At 70.0% G+C, this 16,866-nt stretch carries 18 protein-coding genes and 1 tRNA gene; 16 read left to right on the top strand and 3 right to left on the bottom strand.

The annotated features are described in order from the left end of the window. Window position 1: 1 nt before the first annotated feature. The 4 genes from aroH to ASG41_RS21060 all read left to right on the top strand — a co-directional run bounded on the left by aroH (window position 2) and on the right by ASG41_RS21060 (window position 2,538). A complete protein-coding gene (gene aroH / locus ASG41_RS21075; protein ID WP_056300160.1) occupies window positions 2-364 on the top strand; it encodes a chorismate mutase in 363 nt (120 codons plus the stop codon). Then, the gene (gene cmk / locus ASG41_RS21070) at window positions 361-1,056 is read left to right on the top strand and encodes a (d)CMP kinase (RefSeq protein ID WP_056300157.1); all 696 of its coding nucleotides are present in this window, start codon (window positions 361-363) and stop codon (window positions 1,054-1,056) included. The genes aroH and cmk overlap by 4 nt, the downstream gene beginning before the upstream one ends. Continuing rightward, window positions 1,053-2,390, top strand: a complete 1,338-nt coding sequence (der, locus tag ASG41_RS21065) for a ribosome biogenesis GTPase Der (protein WP_056300154.1) — start codon at window positions 1,053-1,055, stop codon at window positions 2,388-2,390. Before cmk ends, der begins: the two co-directional genes overlap by 4 nt. A 74-nt stretch (window positions 2,391-2,464) precedes the next feature. Next, window positions 2,465-2,538: transfer RNA gene (locus tag ASG41_RS21060), tRNA-Pro, on the top strand. Window positions 2,539-2,833: 295 nt separating this feature from the next. Here ASG41_RS21060 and ASG41_RS21055 read toward each other — a convergent pair. The 3 genes from ASG41_RS21055 to ASG41_RS21045 all read right to left on the bottom strand — a co-directional run bounded on the left by ASG41_RS21055 (window position 2,834) and on the right by ASG41_RS21045 (window position 4,983). Then, window positions 2,834-3,967 carry a tyrosine-type recombinase/integrase gene (locus ASG41_RS21055; RefSeq protein ID WP_056300152.1) on the bottom strand — a complete coding sequence of 378 codons (1,134 nt, stop codon included), beginning with the start codon at window positions 3,965-3,967 and terminating at the stop codon, window positions 2,834-2,836. Between the two features lie 30 nt (window positions 3,968-3,997). Next, window positions 3,998-4,210 carry a helix-turn-helix domain-containing protein gene (locus tag ASG41_RS21050; protein WP_056300149.1) on the bottom strand — a complete coding sequence of 71 codons (213 nt, stop codon included), beginning with the start codon at window positions 4,208-4,210 and terminating at the stop codon, window positions 3,998-4,000. Between the two features lie 134 nt (window positions 4,211-4,344). Continuing rightward, complete coding sequence (locus ASG41_RS21045) at window positions 4,345-4,983, bottom strand: hypothetical protein (RefSeq protein ID WP_056300145.1); 639 nt, start codon at window positions 4,981-4,983, stop codon at window positions 4,345-4,347. Between the two features lie 359 nt (window positions 4,984-5,342). Between ASG41_RS21045 and ASG41_RS21040 the strand changes: the two genes are divergently transcribed. The 12 genes from ASG41_RS21040 (at window position 5,343) to ASG41_RS20985 (ending at window position 16,394) form a co-directional block, all read left to right on the top strand. Beyond that, complete coding sequence (locus ASG41_RS21040) at window positions 5,343-5,849, top strand: hypothetical protein (RefSeq protein WP_235564977.1); 507 nt, start codon at window positions 5,343-5,345, stop codon at window positions 5,847-5,849. A 284-nt stretch (window positions 5,850-6,133) separates the two neighbouring features. Next, on the top strand, window positions 6,134-6,793 hold the full coding sequence (locus tag ASG41_RS21035; RefSeq protein WP_235564976.1) for a hypothetical protein: 660 nt from the start codon (window positions 6,134-6,136) through the stop codon (window positions 6,791-6,793). Continuing rightward, window positions 6,790-7,491 (top strand): SAF domain-containing protein, encoded by a 702-nt coding sequence (locus ASG41_RS21030; protein ID WP_235564975.1) that lies wholly within the window; start codon window positions 6,790-6,792, stop codon window positions 7,489-7,491. Before ASG41_RS21035 ends, ASG41_RS21030 begins: the two co-directional genes overlap by 4 nt. Before the next feature lie 4 nt (window positions 7,492-7,495). Further along, the gene (locus ASG41_RS21025; RefSeq protein WP_056300141.1) at window positions 7,496-8,278 is read left to right on the top strand and encodes a hypothetical protein; all 783 of its coding nucleotides are present in this window, start codon (window positions 7,496-7,498) and stop codon (window positions 8,276-8,278) included. Then, on the top strand, window positions 8,275-9,738 hold the full coding sequence (locus ASG41_RS21020; protein ID WP_235564974.1) for a CpaF family protein: 1,464 nt from the start codon (window positions 8,275-8,277) through the stop codon (window positions 9,736-9,738). The genes ASG41_RS21025 and ASG41_RS21020 overlap by 4 nt, the downstream gene beginning before the upstream one ends. A 146-nt stretch (window positions 9,739-9,884) precedes the next feature. Beyond that, entirely contained in the window at window positions 9,885-10,598 is a 714-nt protein-coding gene (locus tag ASG41_RS21015; protein WP_235564973.1) for a type II secretion system F family protein, read from the top strand. Next, complete coding sequence (locus ASG41_RS21010) at window positions 10,595-11,500, top strand: type II secretion system F family protein (RefSeq protein ID WP_056300133.1); 906 nt, start codon at window positions 10,595-10,597, stop codon at window positions 11,498-11,500. The genes ASG41_RS21015 and ASG41_RS21010 overlap by 4 nt, the downstream gene beginning before the upstream one ends. A gap of 80 nt (window positions 11,501-11,580) precedes the next feature. Next, a complete protein-coding gene (locus ASG41_RS21005; protein ID WP_235564972.1) occupies window positions 11,581-11,751 on the top strand; it encodes a hypothetical protein in 171 nt (56 codons plus the stop codon). Between the two features lie 110 nt (window positions 11,752-11,861). Next, window positions 11,862-12,221 (top strand): TadE/TadG family type IV pilus assembly protein, encoded by a 360-nt coding sequence (locus ASG41_RS21000; RefSeq protein WP_056300130.1) that lies wholly within the window; start codon window positions 11,862-11,864, stop codon window positions 12,219-12,221. Between the two features lie 98 nt (window positions 12,222-12,319). Next, window positions 12,320-12,682, top strand: a complete 363-nt coding sequence (locus ASG41_RS20995; protein WP_235564987.1) for a pilus assembly protein TadE — start codon at window positions 12,320-12,322, stop codon at window positions 12,680-12,682. Window positions 12,683-12,732: 50 nt separating this feature from the next. Beyond that, the gene (locus ASG41_RS20990) at window positions 12,733-13,107 is read left to right on the top strand and encodes a hypothetical protein (protein ID WP_157519609.1); all 375 of its coding nucleotides are present in this window, start codon (window positions 12,733-12,735) and stop codon (window positions 13,105-13,107) included. Further along, window positions 13,104-16,394, top strand: coding sequence for a LysM peptidoglycan-binding domain-containing protein (locus ASG41_RS20985; RefSeq protein WP_056300119.1), 3,291 nt, complete (start codon window positions 13,104-13,106; stop codon window positions 16,392-16,394). The genes ASG41_RS20990 and ASG41_RS20985 overlap by 4 nt, the downstream gene beginning before the upstream one ends. Window positions 16,395-16,866 lie beyond the last annotated feature (472 nt).

Below are 16,866 nucleotides of genomic sequence, written 5' to 3'. Positions count from 1 at the left end.
AGTGGCCGTCCGAGCCATCCGGGGTGCGACCCAGGTCGACGCCGACGACCGCGACGAGGTCCTCGAAGCGACCCGCGAACTCGTCGCCACCGTGCTCGAGCGCAACGAGCTCACCGGCGAGGACCTGATCAGCATCCTGTTCACCGCCACCCCCGACCTGGTCAGCGAGTTCCCGGCGCTGGCCGCCCGGGAGCTGGGGCTGGGCGACGTGCCGCTGATGTGCGCCACCGAGATCGCCGTCCCGCACGCCCTGCCGCGGGTGCTGCGGCTGATGGCGCACGTGGACACCCCCCGGCCCCGCGCCGAGGTCCAGCACGTGTACCTGCGTGGCGCCGTCGCCCTCCGCCGGGACATCGCCCAGTGACCGCCCCCTTCCAGGGTCAGGTCACCCTCGACGGCCCCTCGGGCACCGGCAAGTCCAGTGTCGCCCGCATGGTCGCCACCCGGCTCGGTGCGGCCTACCTGGACACCGGCGCCATGTACCGGGCGGCCACCGTCGCCGTCCTGGACGCCGGCGTCGAGCTGGAGGACGCCGGCGCCGTCGAGCGGACGGTGGCGGCCGCCGACATCCGGGTCGGCACGTCCGCCGACACCGAGACGGTGACCGTCGACGGCGTCGACGTCGCCACCCGGATCCGCGGGGGAGAGGTGACCCGGGCCGTCTCGCCGGTGTCCGCCGTCCCCGCCGTGCGGCGGTTGCTGGTGGACCGACAGCGGTCCTTGGTCGCCGACGCGCACGCCGTCGTCGTCGAGGGGCGGGACATCGGCACCGTCGTCCTGCCCGACGCGACGGTGAAGGTCTACCTGACCGCCGCCCCGGAGGCCCGGGCGCAGCGGCGGGCCGGACAGCTCGGCGTCACCGACGCCGGCGAGGTGGCGGCCCTGGCCGCCGACCTGCGCCGCCGGGACGAGTACGACAGCAGCCGCGCGGACAGTCCGCTGCGGCCGGCCCAGGACGCGATCGTCGTCGACAGCACCGACCTGGACCGCGATGCGGTCGTCGAGGCCGTCGTCGAGCTCGCGCTGCAGGCCGCACGAGCAGGAGAACGCACATGAGCAAGACCCCGAACCCCGTCGTCGCCGTCGTCGGACGGCCCAACGTGGGCAAGTCGACCCTGGTCAACCGGTTCATCGGCCGCCGCGCCGCCGTCGTGCAGGACATCCCGGGCGTCACCCGCGACCGGATCAGCTACGAGGCGCTGTGGAACGGCAAGACGTTCACCGTCGTGGACACCGGCGGCTGGGAGCCCAAGGCGTCCGGCATGGCCGCCTCGATCGCCCGGCAGGCCGAGTACGCGATGAAGACCGCCGACGTGATCGTGCTGGTCGTCGACGCCTCGGTCGGCGTCACCGAGACCGACCTGTCGGCCGCGCGCGTGCTGCGCCGGTCCACGACCCCGGTGATCCTGGTCGCCAACAAGGTCGACGACGAGCGCGGTGAGGCCAACGCCGCCGAGCTGTGGTCCCTGGGCCTGGGCGAGCCGTTCAGCGTCAGCGCGCTGCACGGCCGCGGCGCCGGTGACCTGCTCGACCTGGTCCTGGACGCGATGCCCGAGGCGCCCCGCGAGTCCCTCGAGGAGGGTGGCCCGCGCCGGGTGGCCCTGGTCGGTCGGCCCAACGTGGGCAAGTCCAGCCTGATCAACCGGCTCTCGAAGTCCGAGCGCTCGGTCGTGGACTCCGTCGCCGGCACCACCGTCGACCCGGTGGACTCCCTGGTCACCCTGGGCGGGGAGCAGTGGCGCTTCGTGGACACCGCGGGCCTGCGCCGCAAGGTGGGGACGGCGAGCGGCACGGAGTACTACGCGAGCCTGCGCACCGAGGCCGCCATCGAGGCCTCGGAGGTGGCGATCGTGCTGCTGGCCGCCGACGAGGTCATCAGCGAGCAGGACCAGCGGGTCATCACCCAGGTCATCGAGTCCGGCCGCGCGCTGGTCATCGCGATCAACAAGTGGGACACCCTGGACGAGGACCGGCACGCCCAGCTGGAGAAGGAGATCGAGCGCGACCTGTCCCGGGTGAAGTGGGCGCACCGGGTCAACATCTCCGCGCTCAAGGGCCGTGGCGTGAACAAGCTCGCCGACCACCTGCGGGACGCCCTCGCCTCGTGGGAGTACCGCATCCCGACGGCAGAGCTGAACAACTTCATCCGCGCGCTGGTCCAGGAGACCCCGCCCCCGCCCCGAGGTGGCAAGGTCCCCAAGATCAAGTACGTGACGCAGGCCGACGTCCGCCCGCCGCGGTTCGTGGTCTTCTCCACGGGGTTCCTGGAGGCCGGCTACCGGCGCTTCCTGGAGCGCAAGCTGCGGGAGAAGTGGGGCTTCGAGGGCACCCCGATCGACGTGTCGATCAAGGTCCGGGAGACCAAGGCGCGGGACGCCCGCAAGCGCTGACCCGCTCCCCGGGGCCTCCAGGGCGTCGGGTAGTCTCTTCCACGCAGCTCACCGGCGCCACGGCGTCGCGAGCTCGGGCTGTAGCGCAGCTTGGTAGCGCACTTGACTGGGGGTCAAGGGGTCGCAGGTTCAAATCCTGTCAGCCCGACAGAGAAGATGCAGGTCAGAGGCGGGTCGTCCCACTGGGGCGGCTCGCCTTTTGCTATTTGACAGCAACCGTGACAGCAACGGGCTTCGAACGACCCGGCGTCGAGCTGCCGGATTGAAGCTTGGCCGGCCCTGCAGGCAACTCGCAGCCCCACTTCAAGGACTGGACGGCTGGCGTCCAGAGGGCCCCGGGCGGATCGCGGTCTTGCAGTCACACGAGAACGGTGGCGGAACCCGACGGGGCTTTGGCGGCCCGCGCCCTCCGTCGCAGAGGACGGGAGGGGGCACCTACCGAGTCACCAGTCGAGGCTGTCCTCGATGCGGTCGGCCGCCTCGCGACGCTGCTCAGGAGCCACATGGCTGTATGTGTCCGCCGTGATCGCGTAACTGGCATGTCCGAGGAGTTCCTGCACGACCTTGATGTGCACCCCAGCGGCGAGCAGAAAGCTGGCGGTGGAGTGTCTCAGCGTGTGGAGGTGGACATCGTCGAGGCCCGCGCGGCGGGAGATGGTCACGAACCGGCGAAGTACGTTCCTCGGCTCGAGGAAGGTCCCGACCTCCGTGGCGAAGACGAGGTCCTCGTTCTGCCAGGCGCTGCCGATCGCCACTGCTTCCGACTTCTGCTGCTCGCTGTGGGCCTCGAGGACGTTCACCAGAGACTGGGGAAGGGGCACCACTCTGCGGGAGAGCTTCGTCTTCGGTTCGCCCAGCTGCAGTCCAGCAGTGGTGCGTGTCAGGGTCCACCTGACTCTCAGCTGGCGGCGGTCGAGGTCAACGTCCTCCCAGTGCAGCCCGAGTGCCTCGCCGCGTCGCAGACCAGTGCTGAGCATCAGCCGGAACAACGGCTCGAGCCGCTCACCAGCCAGGGCCTCGAGGAGGCGTTGAGCGTCGTCGACGGACAAGAATGCGGCGTCTCGTCGCCGCACTGGCGGCCGACGAATGGCTGCCGTGGGGTTCGTCGTCAAAAGCCCATCGCGTACAGCTGTGTCCAAGGCGGCCCGAAGGACCGTGTAAATGGTTCTCACGGTGGACTGGGCCAGTCCCTCTTGTCGCTTCATCACGACGAGCATCTCGACGTCCGTCGGACGGATCTTGTCGATGCGCTTGCTACCCAGCGTCGGTAGCAGGTGTCGCCGCGCGATGTGGCTGTACAGGTCGACAGTGGCTTGGCGCCGGTCGCTGGCGGGGAGACTGCCGGTCATCCAGGTGTCCAGCCACGCGGCGAGCGTGAGGGTCGAGTCCTTGACGGGGACGCCGGCCTCGATTCGAGCGCGGAGCTCCCGCAACTTGATGCGTGCCTCCGCCTGGGTGGCCCCGTAGACCATCCGGCGCCTCATGGCGCCGGATGCGTCTTGGTAGCTCAGGGCCGCACCCCAGCGACCGTCAGCTCGCTTGTAGACCGAGCCCTCGCCGTTCGCCCGTTTGCCCATGGCCTACTTCCACCTCGCCTGCGCTTCGTGTCAGCTGGCAGCCTGGAGCGCTTGGACGAATCGCTGGAGCTCCGCTCGGGACAACCGACAACTCCGTCCGATGTGCACAGGTGTGATGGCGCCGTCGCGGATGAGGGTGTAAACGGTCGATCGGCTGATGCCGAGGACCCGTGCGGCCTCTACAGCCGTCAGCAGCAGCGGATCCTCGGTCAGCACGTCGCGCAGCAGCTGCGGGTCACTCATGGACGACACCTCGAGTTCTGCATTCGGCCCCGCCCCGGTGGCGCGCCCTCCGACCTTGAGGAGGCGTCCGCAACCCAGCCCGGCTGCCAATGGGCCGAGAACACCGCTGCCGCTCGCCAGCAGGACTTGGGTCGTCAGGCTGCGGCTGCCACCAGGAAGCCCACCGCGAGGGCCGGTCCGAGAGGCATCAGGGTCCTTCGATCACCGCCGCGCGACACCACGAGTGCCGTCTGGACCATCGTGACCACGACCATCGCGGCCAGGCCGAGGACCACACCACTGGCGGTCACCTGGCCGAGTCCAAGTCCGCCGAGAGCCGCGAGCCGGACGTCACCGAAGCCCGCACCCGCGAATCGCCAGCAGGCGAGCAGGGTCAGCGTTGCTGCTGCTGTCGCGATCGCCGTGATGGCCACGGCACGCACGTCACCATGAAGCAGGAGCGCAGCCGCGATGGCGGTGCCAGCGCCCAGGAAGCTCGTCCTCACGAGCGAGGTGGGAACACGCTGAGTGACTGCGTCGCAGGCAGCAGCCGCGATCAGAGCAGCACCCCAGGCCACAAGCGCCAGCCGGAGCGGCCATTCGGCTGCCCCACTGGAGATGCTCCCGGTTGTAAATCCCCACAGGCATCCGAGCACCAGGCAGGCGACCTGCAGTCGTACGCGCGTCCGCGCCGGCCCGTGCAGTTGACGCATGCCCACCGCGACAAAGAGGGGGCACAGAACCGTTCCCACCGTCGCCATCGCCAACGGCAGGACGAGGCTGGTGACCGTCATGGGGACGTCGCTTCTTCCCAACGACAGCACGTGGGGAACGGACTCAGAGGGCTCACACGACGACCGAAGCGCTAGTCGGCAGTACGGCGCGGCCCATGTGCTCAGCTACACCCTGAGGTACCGAAATGGAAAGAATCTGCCCATTGTGTGTCACCCGACCGAGTGACATGGCACCTGTTCTTGTTGTGGTTCATCGGCGGGAAGGCAGTCTCGCCACTCACGCGACGGACAAGGGAGGGTGGCTCGGCATGACGGGGAATCGGGCTGTCTCGGCAGGTGCAGCTGTCGTTGCCGGCTTCCTGATCGCCAGCTGCTCGACATCGGGAGCCGATCCGTCGGAGCCACCCACGTCCTCCACGGTGGCGAGCTCGCCCACCACCACGAGCGCTGAGGTCACGACTGATCCGGCGGAGCTGGCCGCGGAGCAGGCGGTCGCACTCGTCCCGACCTACGTCCAAACGATCGACGAGCTCTACGAGGACCCGGCTCGGCCTCTGGACGACGTCTACGCAGTGGCCATCGCCGCGGAAGCAACGGCCGAGGCCACCGCAATCCAGGCCTTCCGCGCTCAGGGCTACCAGCAGGCAGGAAGGTCACAGGTCGTGACGGCCACGGCAGGCCCGGTCGACCTGACCAACGACCCGAACGCGGCTCCTGAGCCTCTGCTGCCGACAGTCGCGGTGACCGCCTGCATCGACGTCAGTCAGGTCCAGGCCACCGATGCTGGCGGGTCGTCCGTCGTGGCACCAGACCGCCCGCCGTACCTGATCCAGCAGCTCACGATCGTCAACATCGACTACCCCGACGCTGGGTCGTGGCGGGTCACCGAGGCACCCAACAGACAGGCGCAGTCGTGCGACGTCTGACTCGCCTGGCGGCGGTCATCGGGCTGGCGGTTGGCACGCTGCTAGTAGCGACCGACGCGGTGTCCGCGGCTCCGGCTGCGTGCCAGCAATACGACTCGCATGGCGTCTGCATCGTGCAGGCCGAGTCGCCGGGCACGAGCTCGAGCCCTCAGCAGCCCGGGACGGCGGCCCCCGCGAGCAGTTCAGCGGTGCCCGTGTGCACGGACTCGGCTTCCGGGACCACCGTCCCGTGCCAGGGCGACGCGGGCTGGTGGGTTCAGCAACTCCAGTGCTACGCGCAGGTGATGACCGTGCAGCCCCCGCTCGAGTCCCCTGTCTGGGGCGGTCACACCGATGGCGCCATCTACCTGTGCACCTTCTACACCGGGGGCGGAGCGTTCCCCGGGACGAGCGGGTTCTCGTTCTGGTCGGCCGACCCACCGGTTGGACCGCCCGCGGTCGATCCTGCGGTGTTAGCGGCACAGGCGTTGCAGGCGCTGACCATCCCCATCCCGACCACGGGGATGTATCCAGCCGGTGAGCTGGACAACGGCGCGCCGTACACCGTGGTCAACGCCTACACCTGGTTCTGGACTGATACCTCGTCCTTCCAGCCCTTGAGCTCAAGGGCCGACGCAGGCGGCGTGTGGGCTCAGGTCGAGGTCGTTCCCACGGGTCTGAGCTTCACCCCAGGGGACGGGGGTGCAGTCGCAACGTGTGCTGGTCCAGGCACCGCTTGGCAACCGGCCGACGGTGTCTGGGCACCCTCCCCATCAGGCTGCGACTACCGCTACCCGCACTCCTCCATCCGCCAGCCCGATGGTCAGGTCACCGCCACGTACGCCATCCAGTGGTCTGTCTCTTGGACTGCCTCGACGGGCGCCACCGGGACTCTGCCCCAGGTGACGACGTCGTCGAACGCCACCTTCGCCGTGGCAGAAGCGCAATCCGTGGTGACCAGGTGACGTCGTCCGTGACAGCCAGCCCGCGTTCCGAGGATCGAGTGGCCGCTTCCTCCGCTCCGCCCATCCGAAGCGCCGCCGCGCGCCGGCGGGTCAGCCGGCGGTCGCTGGTCCTGAGCGTCCTCGTCGTCCTCCTGGGTGGGCTCGCGGCCTACTCCGCAGGCCAGATGCTGACGTCGCACACCGACGTCCTGGCCGTGGCTCGGAACGTGCCGGTCGGCGAGACCATCACCGCCGCCGACCTTTCAGTGGCAAGTGTGCCGGCGGACCCGAACCTGTCACCGATCCCGGCCGCCGATCAGGCCGAGGTCATCGGGATGGTCGCGCAGGTGCCGCTCGTCCCGGGGCAGCTGCTCACTCGAGCTCAGATCGGTGTGGACACGGGGCTGCCCGCTGGGGAGGTGCTCGTGGCGCTGCCGTTGCAGGAAGGCCAGTTCCCGGCCAGTGGGCTGAGCCCGGGCCAGCAGGTCCTGGTCGTTGCGACGCCGGGAACAGCCGCGTCGGTCATCCAGGACGGCACGTCGGGGGAGGGGCCGCAAGACGTGCCCGTAGAGGCAACCGTCGCTGAGGTCGGACCGGTCAACCCGTCCACCCAGGTGACCGTGATCGACGTCCGGCTGGATCAGGAGGACGGGCCGTCGATGGCAGCCCTCGCCTCGACGGGACGCCTGGCGCTGATCCTCCTGCCGGCGGGGGGCTGACCCCGTGCTCACCGTCCTGACCTCAGGCAAAGCCGCACCCGGGGTGACCACCACGACCTGGGCGCTGGCCCTGAGCTGGCCCCGGCCGGTGACTGTCGTCGATTGCGACATCGCCGGCGGTGACATGGGGCCGGGGATGCTCGCCGGACGGGTGGGCACCGACCGGGGCCTCCTGTCGTGGTCCGCGGCCGCCCGCCACGACTTGCCGGTGGCTGCATCCGCGGCACTGTTGGCCGAGCACGCGGTCCAGCTCCCGGAGCGGCCCGGCGTCTCGCTCATCCCCGGCTTCGGGACGGCGACGCAGGGCCAGTCCTTCAGCGGTGGTGCATGGGAGCGGATGGCCGGCGCCCTGGGGCAGACCGCGGTTCGCCACGGTCGGGACGCACTGGTCGACACCGGGCGTCTCCTCACCACGCGGGGCTGCTGGCCGGTGGTGCGAGCCGCCGACCGCGTTCTGCTGACGGTGCGGCCGACCGTGCGATCCGTGCACGCAGCGCAGGAGACGGTCGGTCGTCTGCGCGACGAGCTCGGTGACCTGGCCGCGGTGTCCGCCATCGTCGTGGGGCGAGGCCCTTACCCGGCAGGCGAGGTGGCCGTCGCGTTGGGACTGCCCCTCATCGGAGAGCTGCCCGACGACCGGGCAACGGCAGCAGCGCTGTCCGATGGGGAGCCGATGAGCCTCCGGGCCATGCGCCGGTCGCCGTTGATGCGGGCCGCCTCCTCTCTCGTTCGTGAGCTGGCAGCGACGACGGGGCCGTCACTCTCGTCTGCGGGATGGGCGTCGTGACCCTCACGACCAGCTCCCTCTCGTCATCCGCTCCGTCAACGGGTCCTTCCGAGGTGGGCCGGCGCAACGACGGCACTGCACCGTCTCGGCAGCTGACCGAGGCCGAGTACCGGGTGGTGGCTGAGCTCCGTGACCGGGTGTCGACCCGGTTGACGACCGAGGACAAGGACTACGCCCCCGGGCCGCGCCGAGAGCTCACCAAGCAGCTGATCGGCGACGAGTACGAACAGTGGCTGGTTCACGAGGCCAACCGGGGTCGACCTGCGCCGGAAGTGACGACCGAGGACACCATCTTCGCCGCCGTCCTGGCCGAGCTCGACGGGCTGGGGCGGCTCGCGCCCCTGCTCGCCAGGGACGACGTGGAGGACATCCACTTCGAGGGTTGCGACCCGACCATGTTGCGCAAAGTCGACGGGCGGCTCGAGCCGGGGCCGCCGGTCGCCGCCAGCGACGCCGAGCTCGAGCAGCTGCTGCGGTCCATTGCGTCGCGTTCCGAGGGTGGTCAGTCCAGCCGCGAGTTCTCTTCTGCAAGTCCTGTCCTCAACCTCCGTCTCCAGGGCGTCACCGAGCTGGGTGCCCGGCTGCAGGCAGCGATGGACGTCTTGCCCCGGCCGGCCGGTGTCATCCGCGTCCACAGGTACAGCGACCCGAGCCTCGACGACCTGCACGCGATGGGCATGATCGATTCGCCGCTCCGTGAGTTCCTGCGGGCAGCGGTGGCTTCCGGGGTCTCACCGCTGATCAGCGGCGCTCCCGGGGTTGGCAAGACCACTCTGCTGCGGGCGCTGGGCAACGCCATCCCGTGGGACAACGTGGTGGTCACCGTCGAGGACGAGCGCGAGCTGGGCCTGCACCTGCCACGGTGGGACCCGGCTCAGCGACAGATGGTCAAGCGGCATGCCGTCTGCCGGCCCTTCGAGTCCCGTCTGCCCAACGCCGAAGGCCGCGGGGGCTTCGACATGGGCGACGCCTTGCACCTGGCCTTGCGCGCGTCCCCGACATGGGTGTTGGTCGGTGAGGTGCGTGGTGCCTACGTCATCTCGCTTCTCGAGGCCGCGACCAGCGGCATCTCGTCGGTGATGTGCACGATCCACTCTCCGTCCGCCGAGGGTGTGTTCGACAAGGTCCTGATCAACGCGCTGAAGGCGCACCCGCCACCGTCGTCGGACCTGGTGCTCCGCTCCCTGGCGGCATTGGGCCTCGTCGTCCACGTCCAGCGGGATCGCGGCTACGCCCGGTTCGTCTCCGGTGTCTACGAGCTCGGTGCCATGGGAGATGCGGGGCGGCCCGATCTCACGCCGGTCTTCGCCCCTCGAGCCGGCGACGGGCGTGCCCAGGCCACTGGCGCAGGCATGATGAGCGACGGCCTGGCGCAGCGGCTCCGCGACGTCGGGTTCGACCCGGACTGGCTGCATCCAGACCAGAGCGACTGGCCAGCCCTCCCCGGTGCTGGGTCATGACGGCCGGTCTCGCCTTGCTGACGTCGGCTGGTCTCGCCGTCTCCGTGGGGCTCGTTTGCCTCGTGGCTGTCCTCCGAGGCGTCGAGGTGCTCCCCAGAACGCGGCGCCGTCGTGCGCGGACCAAGCCCCGCGTCACGCTCCTCCACGTGGGCGCGCTGGTCGCCGGCATCCTGGTGCTGCTCGTGACCGGCTGGCCGGTCGCCGCTGTGGGCACAGCTGCGGGTGTCGTGTTCATTCCCCAGGTGTTGGGCGGGGGCAAGGCGTCGAGGCAGCTGATCGCCAGATCGGATGCCCTGGCTGACTGGACGCGACGTCTCGCGGACCTGATCGGCTCTGGCGCTGTGGGGTCGACCCGGGAAGCACTGCGCCGTTCGCTGCTCTCCGCACCGTCCTCGATCAGCCCAGCGGTCACTAACCTCGTCAACCGCATGGGGCCTCAGGGCGTCGAGTCGGCGCTGCGGCAGTTCGCTGACGAGGTGGCCGACCCGGCTGCCGACAAGATCGCCATGGTCCTGATCCTCCGGGAACGCAACGGCGGCCCGGGTCTCGCAGAGGTCCTGACTGCCCTGGCGACGGATCTCGATGAGCGCTCACGCATGGTCCGCGAGGTGGAAGCGGAGCGGGCGAAGCCGCGGGCCAACATGCGCACCATCGTGCTGACGACGCTGATCCTGGTGGTCGGGATGATGCTCTTCGCCCAGACCTTCCTCTCGGGTTACTCGACCGCGTTCGGTCAGGTGGCTCTCCTGGTGGTGGCCACGGTCTTCGCCACAGCGCTTCGGTGGATGCGCACGTTGTCGGATCCGCCGCCGCCCGTGCGGGTTTTGACGCACCCCGGTCTGGCTCAGGTGCGTCCATGACGGGGCTGCAGACGGCGACCCTCGCCGGGATGGTGATGGCCCTGGGACTGGTCCTCCTGGTGCGGGCGGTGCGGCCCGCCCCGCCGTCCCTGGGGGCGGCTCTCGACCAGTTGGCTCCTGGTCCGCCCGGCCCCCGCGCGTCGTCTTCACCGTTGACAGGCGCGGCACAGAGCTGGTGGGACGTCCTGCCCCGCTCCGTGGTCGGTGCAATCGAGTCCCGGGTCGGTGTCTCCGACGCCGATCTGTCCATCCTCGGCCGCACCCGCACCCAGCTGGCGGTGCGCAAGCTGACCCTGGCGCTGACGGGGCTGATGACCCCGGTCCTGCTGGGTCTGGCTCTCGCGCTCGTCGACGTGCCGGTGCCGTTCGCGATCCCGGGTGCGGTCGGCCTGGCGCTGGCGGTCGCCGGATGGGTGCTGCCATCGGCCGAGGCGAGAGAACAGGCCACCTCGGCCCGTGCCGAGTTCCGGAGCAACCTGGAGTCGTTCCTGACGCTCGTCGCGGGGGAGCGACGGGCCCGGGGTTCGGTCGAGCAGGCTCTCGAGGAGGCTGCGGAGATCTCGGGGAGCATGCCCTTCGTCCGGATGCATCGGGCCATTCGTCGAGCTGCGCTGTCGGGGCGCAAGCCCTGGACCGACCTCCGCGATCTCGGCGACGAGCTCGACGTGGCCGAACTGCGCAGCCTGGCGGACATCGCCGCTGTAGCCGCTGACGGAGGGTCGGTCTACAACACCCTGCTGGCCAGCGCCCGGACGCTCCGGCACGCCGAGCTCTCCGACGCCAGGACAGCAGCCAACGAGGTCAGCGAGCGGATGGCTCGCCCGCTGGCCCTGCTGGTGACCGGGTTGACCCTCTTCGTCCTCGTTCCGTTCCTACTCCGCATGTTCGGCACCGCCCCGTGAACCCGTCGTCGACCAGGAGGTCGTCCATGTCCCTGCCCTCGAGTCCTGAGGTGCGGCAACGCGCTGTGATTGCTGCGGTCGTGACCGTGGCCCGTGTGGTCGGTTGGCTCCGGGCGGAGGACGTCGCCGACGACCGCGGATCGGACTCATCGGAGAAGGCGTTCATGGTCATCCTGGCCATCGCCCTGGGCGCCGCGGTCACGACGGCTGCAGTCGCCTTCGTCGCCAGCAAGACTGCGCTCTTCCAGTAGGTCGGACCGACCTCGTGCGCAGCCTCCCGACCGGCACCCGGACACCCCTGCGGTGGTCCGGCAGTCGGGTGTGCGCGGCAGGCACCGAGGTGGAGCGGGGTTCATCCAGCGTGGAGTTCGCGATCCTGTTCCCCGTCATCGTCGTCCTGCTCCTCGCCGGACCCCAACTCGGCATGTGGTACTTCGCCAGGGAAGCAGCGGAGGCGGCGGCTCAGGCCGGAGCGCGGGCCGGCAGCGTCGAGGGAGCGACGGCGGGGGAGGGGCAGCAGGCCGCGGACGCCTACCTCGCCCAGCTGGGCACGGGGTCCATGACGAGCTACTCCGTCACTCAGGACGACACGGCCACGACAGTGTCCATCCGCGTGGTTGCCTCGGTGCCGAACGTCATCCCGCTGCCCGGCTTCAGCCCCACGGTCGACGTGACGATCGAGCAAGCCAGGGAGCGCTTCACCACCCCGGACTCGCCGTGAACCGCAACCGTCGGTCCAAGAACCGCGGCGCCGGCAAACGGGTGTGGGACGACCGCGGGTCGGAGTCGGTCGAACTCGCCATCCTGCTGCCCGTGGCCATGCTGGTCCTGGCCATGCTCGTCGTGGGCGCGCGGATCGCCCTGGCGGGGGACCGGATCAGCGGCGTTGCTGGGATCGCTGCGCGGGAGGCGTCACTGGCTCGCTCTGCGGGGGCCGCAGAGCTGCTGGCTACCGCTGCGGCCACCGAGGCGCTGACCCAACGTGACCTGCACTGCTCGGACGTGCTGGTTCTCGTCGACGCGGCCGGCTTTGCCGGCCCGCCAGGTGCCGTCGGCACGGTCACCGTGGAGGTGTCGTGCACCGTCCGCTTCTCCGACGTCGGCATCGAGGGGCTGCCCGGTACGAGGACACTCCGGGACAGCGCGACGAGCCCACTCGACCCGGCGAGAGACGTGTCGTGACGGGAGCCGGACGGACGACGGTGCGGTGGTGCCGAGACGAGCGCGGGTCCGTGACCGTGCTGTTCTGCTTCGTCGTCCTGATCGCTGGGATCCTGGTGACAGCGGTCGTCGATGCCGGCACGAACATCCAGGCTGCGAACCGCGCTGAGACGGCCTCCGCTGAGGCCGCGCGCGCAGCCGTGATCGCCGTTGGCCCGGTGCCGACGGGCGGGCCAGGCGACGTCCGGCTGGCGACCGCAGCAGCCAACAGCTATCTGCAGCAGGCGGGGGCGACGGGCGCAGTCACGGTGCTCGGGCCGGGCCTGATCGCGGTCGCGGTGACGGTCACCGACACGACACCCATGCTCGGCCTCCCGGTCAGCCAGACCCGCACTCACACAGCACAGCTCCAGGTGGGCGTGACGATCGGCGAGCCCGTCTCATGAGCAGTCCGGCAGCGCGGCTCATCAAGGCACTCGGGGCCCTAGCCGTTCTCGCGGCCATCGTCGTCGGGGTGCCCGTGCTCCTGGTCACCTGGCAGCTGGTGCCCCAGGGCCTGCCCTCTGTCGAGGAGGTCGTCCGCACGCTCAGCGAGCGAGATGACGGGCAGCTGCTGAGGGTCGTTCTCGCCGCCGGCGCCTGGGTCTGCTGGGGGTTTTTCACCACCTCGACGACCATGGAACTGATCTGTCTGCTCCGCGCTCGACCAAGCGTGCAGATCCCCGGACTCCGGGTGTTCCAGCAACCCGCCGCCGCGCTGCTCGCTGTCGTCGTCGTGGGGCTGACCATCGCCCCAGCGGTGACAGCAGCCTCCTCGACAGGTGCAGGTCCCGTCATGCCGCCGCTGCCCGTCGCCGTCTTCGTAGACGCCCATCAGGCACCAGGGGCGGGCCCGGTGGCGACGGCACGACCTGCGCTCCAGATGGCCTCGGACAGCTATGACGTCCCGTCAGCCCAGACGCACGAGGTGGTCAGACGAGACACGTTGTGGGCCCTGGCCGAGCGCTACCTCGGGGACCCGCTGCGATATCCAGAGATCGTTGAGCTCAACGGGGGAGCGATCGGCCCCGACAACCAGATCGTCCCGGGGACGGTTCTGGTCATGCCGCTCGACGCGGCAGGACTCCCGAACTCCGCAGCGACCTCGTTGGCTGACTCGACGGCGGAGATCACCGTCGAGCCGGGGGACACGTTGTGGGGCATCGCTGCTGAGACCACCGGGGACGGTCGGGAGTGGGAAGCGGTCTGGACGGCGAACCAGGGGAGACCCGAGCCAGCCGGAGCCGTCTTTGACGACCCAGACCTGATCCGACCGGGCTGGACCCTGACCGTCCCATCCGCGGTGCAGGCTGCGCCGGATCAGACGCTGCCCCCGTCGAGCGAACCGCAGACCGAGCCCGCCCCTCAGCCTCCGGTTCCGGCAGAACCGACAGTCGAACCCGGACCGTCGACCTCACCGACGCTCGCGCCGGCCACCACCACGCCTGCCGTTCCGTCGAGCGCCGCTGCCGGGTCACCTGGCCCGCTCACTCCGGCGCCTGCTCCCGCCTCAGCACAGGCGGGCAACGAGGTGGCCAGCGAGGTCCCCGCCGCGGCCATCGCACTGGGCGGGGGAGGGACCCTGCTCACCGGGGTCTCACTCCTGGCGTTGCGTCGGTACCGCCGTCACCAGTCCCGTCATCGCCGTCCCGGCCGGCTGGTGAGCAGCACTCCAGCGGAGCTCGTACCCGTGGAGCGGACGCTGCTGTCGGCCGGGACGGCCGACGTGGGCTGGCTCGACAGGGCACTGCGCAGCCTCGTCCAAGGGCTCGCGACGGTCGAGGGAGGCGTTCTGCCCGACGTCGTCGCCGTCTGCATGACCGACGACGTCCTGACCCTGGTCGTTGCGGAGCCGGCACACGTTGGCCCGGAGCCGTGGACCGTGGACGACTCCGGGACGCGGTGGTCGGTACACCGCGACGACACGCTGACGTACGACCACTCCCGGCGGGGCCGCTTCCTCGCGCCGTACCCCACGCTGGTGTCGGTGGGCTACACCGACGCTGGAGAGCATTGGTTGTTGGACCTCGAGCACATCTCCGCGGTCAACCTCGTCGGGGACATCGACCGAGCCGTCGACCTCATGCGCTACCTCGCTGCTGAGCTCGCACACAACACCTGGTCGGAGATGCTCCGTGTCACCGCGGTCGGTTTTGGGGAGGAACTGGCGCAGCTCAACCCGGACCGATTCGCCTATGCCGCAGACCTCGAGAGTGCGGTCGAGGCATTGACCCAGCACCACGCGTCATCGAGTGATGCGATGCGGGCCGCGGCCACCGACGTGCTGGCCGGTCGCCTGCACGACATCTCAGCGGACGCGTGGGAACCGCACGTCCTGCTCGTGGTCCCCAGTTCAGTTCAGGAGGGGGCCGCAGTCGCACGTCTCACCACGGAGCTGGCCGGGCCGTCCGCGCGCAGCGGAGCCGTCGTGGTGAGGGCGGCTGATGGCGACGCTTCAGCCACGGCCGGGTGGACGATGAGCATCGACGCAGCAGGGCTGATCGCGATCCCCACGCTCGATTTGCGACTGCGAGCCCATCAGCTGCCGGTCGAGGAGGCAGGCGCGTTGGCCCAGATGCTGGCGCACGCCGCGGTCGCAGAGGACCGGCGCGTGCCGCCGGCACGCGGGAAGGAGCCATGGGATGCCGCAGCCGACGCCTGCGGGAACCTCCGGGTGGCGTCGGGCGGTCCGGACGACGAATCCTCGACCTCTGCATCCCCGCCGACCCAGGCCGTTGATTCCGTGCTCGCGCTAAGGGAACAGATCTACATGGATGTCGCTGCGACGACCGATCGGGATGTCCGTGTCTTGGCCCCCGTGCCGGGGGAGGGGGTCCGCGCCAAGGTCGAGCTGGCCGACCCCGACCTCGACCGCGACCTGGCCGACTGGTTCGACGACTCCTCGCCGCGACCCAAGTTGACCCTGCTCGGACCCGTGCGCGTTCGCGCCCAGGGCCAGCTGCCGGAGCGGAACCCGAGGCGGCAGTTCTACACCGAGGTCGTGGCCTACCTCGCGACCCGCAACGGGGGAGCGACCAGCGAGCAGTACGCCACCGCGATCTGGCCCAACGAGCCGGACGTCGTCGGCAAGACCAAGGTGCGGCAGGCCATCTCCGTGGTCCGCGCGTGGATGGGCTCCGACCCGGAGACCGGCGCCGACTACCTCCCGTCCGGGGTGACTGCTGCGGCCGCTGGGCGCTACCGGATCAATGACGCTCTCATCGATGCCGACCTCTTCCGCCGTCTGCGGGTCCGCGGAACCGCACGAGGGCGAGACGGCATACCTGACCTTGTAGCAGCCCTCGGGCTCGTCACGGGTCGACCTTTCGAGCTACCGGCTCCCCGCGTCTCAGGCGCCGGCGGGTACAGCTGGTTGATCGACGCGGACTTCCGCCTCGACCACGAGTTCGCCGCCATGATCGTGGACGTCGCGCATGTCGTCGCGACACACCACCTGGGTGCCGGGAATCCACGGTTGGCCGCCGACGCGGCAACGGTGGCGCTGGTGTCCGGAACGTTCGAGGACGTGCCTCTCCTCGATCTCGTCGCCGCTTGCGACGCCCTGGGAAGCCGGGCAGAAGCAGACGCTTACGTGGCTAGGATCCTCAACAATCACGATGCAGAGGTCGAAGAGGATTTGCCGCCGAGGACGGCAGCCCTCCTGCACAGGCGGCAGATGCGGAGTGGGGCGTGAGCTGGGCTGGGCCGTTTCAGGGGCAACGGTGAAGCAGCTCAGCGTCCGGACGTTGTCTTCGCCGGACGGCTCGGCGCCCGCCCGGCGGGTGCCATGCGTGCGGTGGGTTAGCCCCGGTGGTGAACTTGCCGGGTCGTCGCGAAGCTTCGCGACAACGTCGCGGGGCCGTGTGGCTCTTGCGGGGCTACAGGAAGTCCGCGGTGGACGCCGATGAAGAACTCGTCCGCCTCAGTCGCTTACTGGGTGCCGAGCGCGTGCTCGATGATCGGAACGACAGTCGCCGTCACGCAACCTGCGCCTCGTCGTGCAGCCACTGGTGTGCTGCTCCATAGAGCGGGCCAGGCTGTAGTCATCCGAGACCGACCGAGCCGGGGCCGTTCCTGCGTCGGCCACGCTCCCTCAGGTCACGCAGACAACTCGGATCTGGATGGGCGGCAGGGCGCGAGGACGTCAATCACGGTCTGCTTCTAGT

It is taken from the genome of Modestobacter sp. Leaf380 (genome assembly GCF_001424485.1).
Classification (GTDB): domain Bacteria; phylum Actinomycetota; class Actinomycetes; order Mycobacteriales; family Geodermatophilaceae; genus Klenkia.
This window is presented reverse-complemented; position numbering and strand designations above follow the sequence as displayed.

Excerpts from the sequence above, each read along its gene's own strand:
- der (WP_056300154.1), top strand. The coding sequence starts at position 1,053 with ATGAGCAAGACCCCGAACCCCGTCGTCGCCGTCGTCGGACGGCCCAAC.
- ASG41_RS20995 (WP_235564987.1), top strand. The coding sequence starts at position 12,320 with ATGCTGGTCCTGGCCATGCTCGTCGTGGGCGCGCGGATCGCCCTGGCG.
- ASG41_RS20985 (WP_056300119.1), top strand. The coding sequence starts at position 13,104 with ATGAGCAGTCCGGCAGCGCGGCTCATCAAGGCACTCGGGGCCCTAGCC.
- ASG41_RS21010 (WP_056300133.1), top strand. The coding sequence starts at position 10,595 with ATGACGGGGCTGCAGACGGCGACCCTCGCCGGGATGGTGATGGCCCTG.
- ASG41_RS21050 (WP_056300149.1), bottom strand. The coding sequence starts at position 4,210 with ATGAGTGACCCGCAGCTGCTGCGCGACGTGCTGACCGAGGATCCGCTG.
- ASG41_RS21045 (WP_056300145.1), bottom strand. The coding sequence starts at position 4,983 with ATGACGGTCACCAGCCTCGTCCTGCCGTTGGCGATGGCGACGGTGGGA.
- ASG41_RS21035 (WP_235564976.1), top strand. The coding sequence starts at position 6,134 with ATGACCGTGCAGCCCCCGCTCGAGTCCCCTGTCTGGGGCGGTCACACC.
- ASG41_RS21055 (WP_056300152.1), bottom strand. The coding sequence starts at position 3,967 with ATGGGCAAACGGGCGAACGGCGAGGGCTCGGTCTACAAGCGAGCTGAC.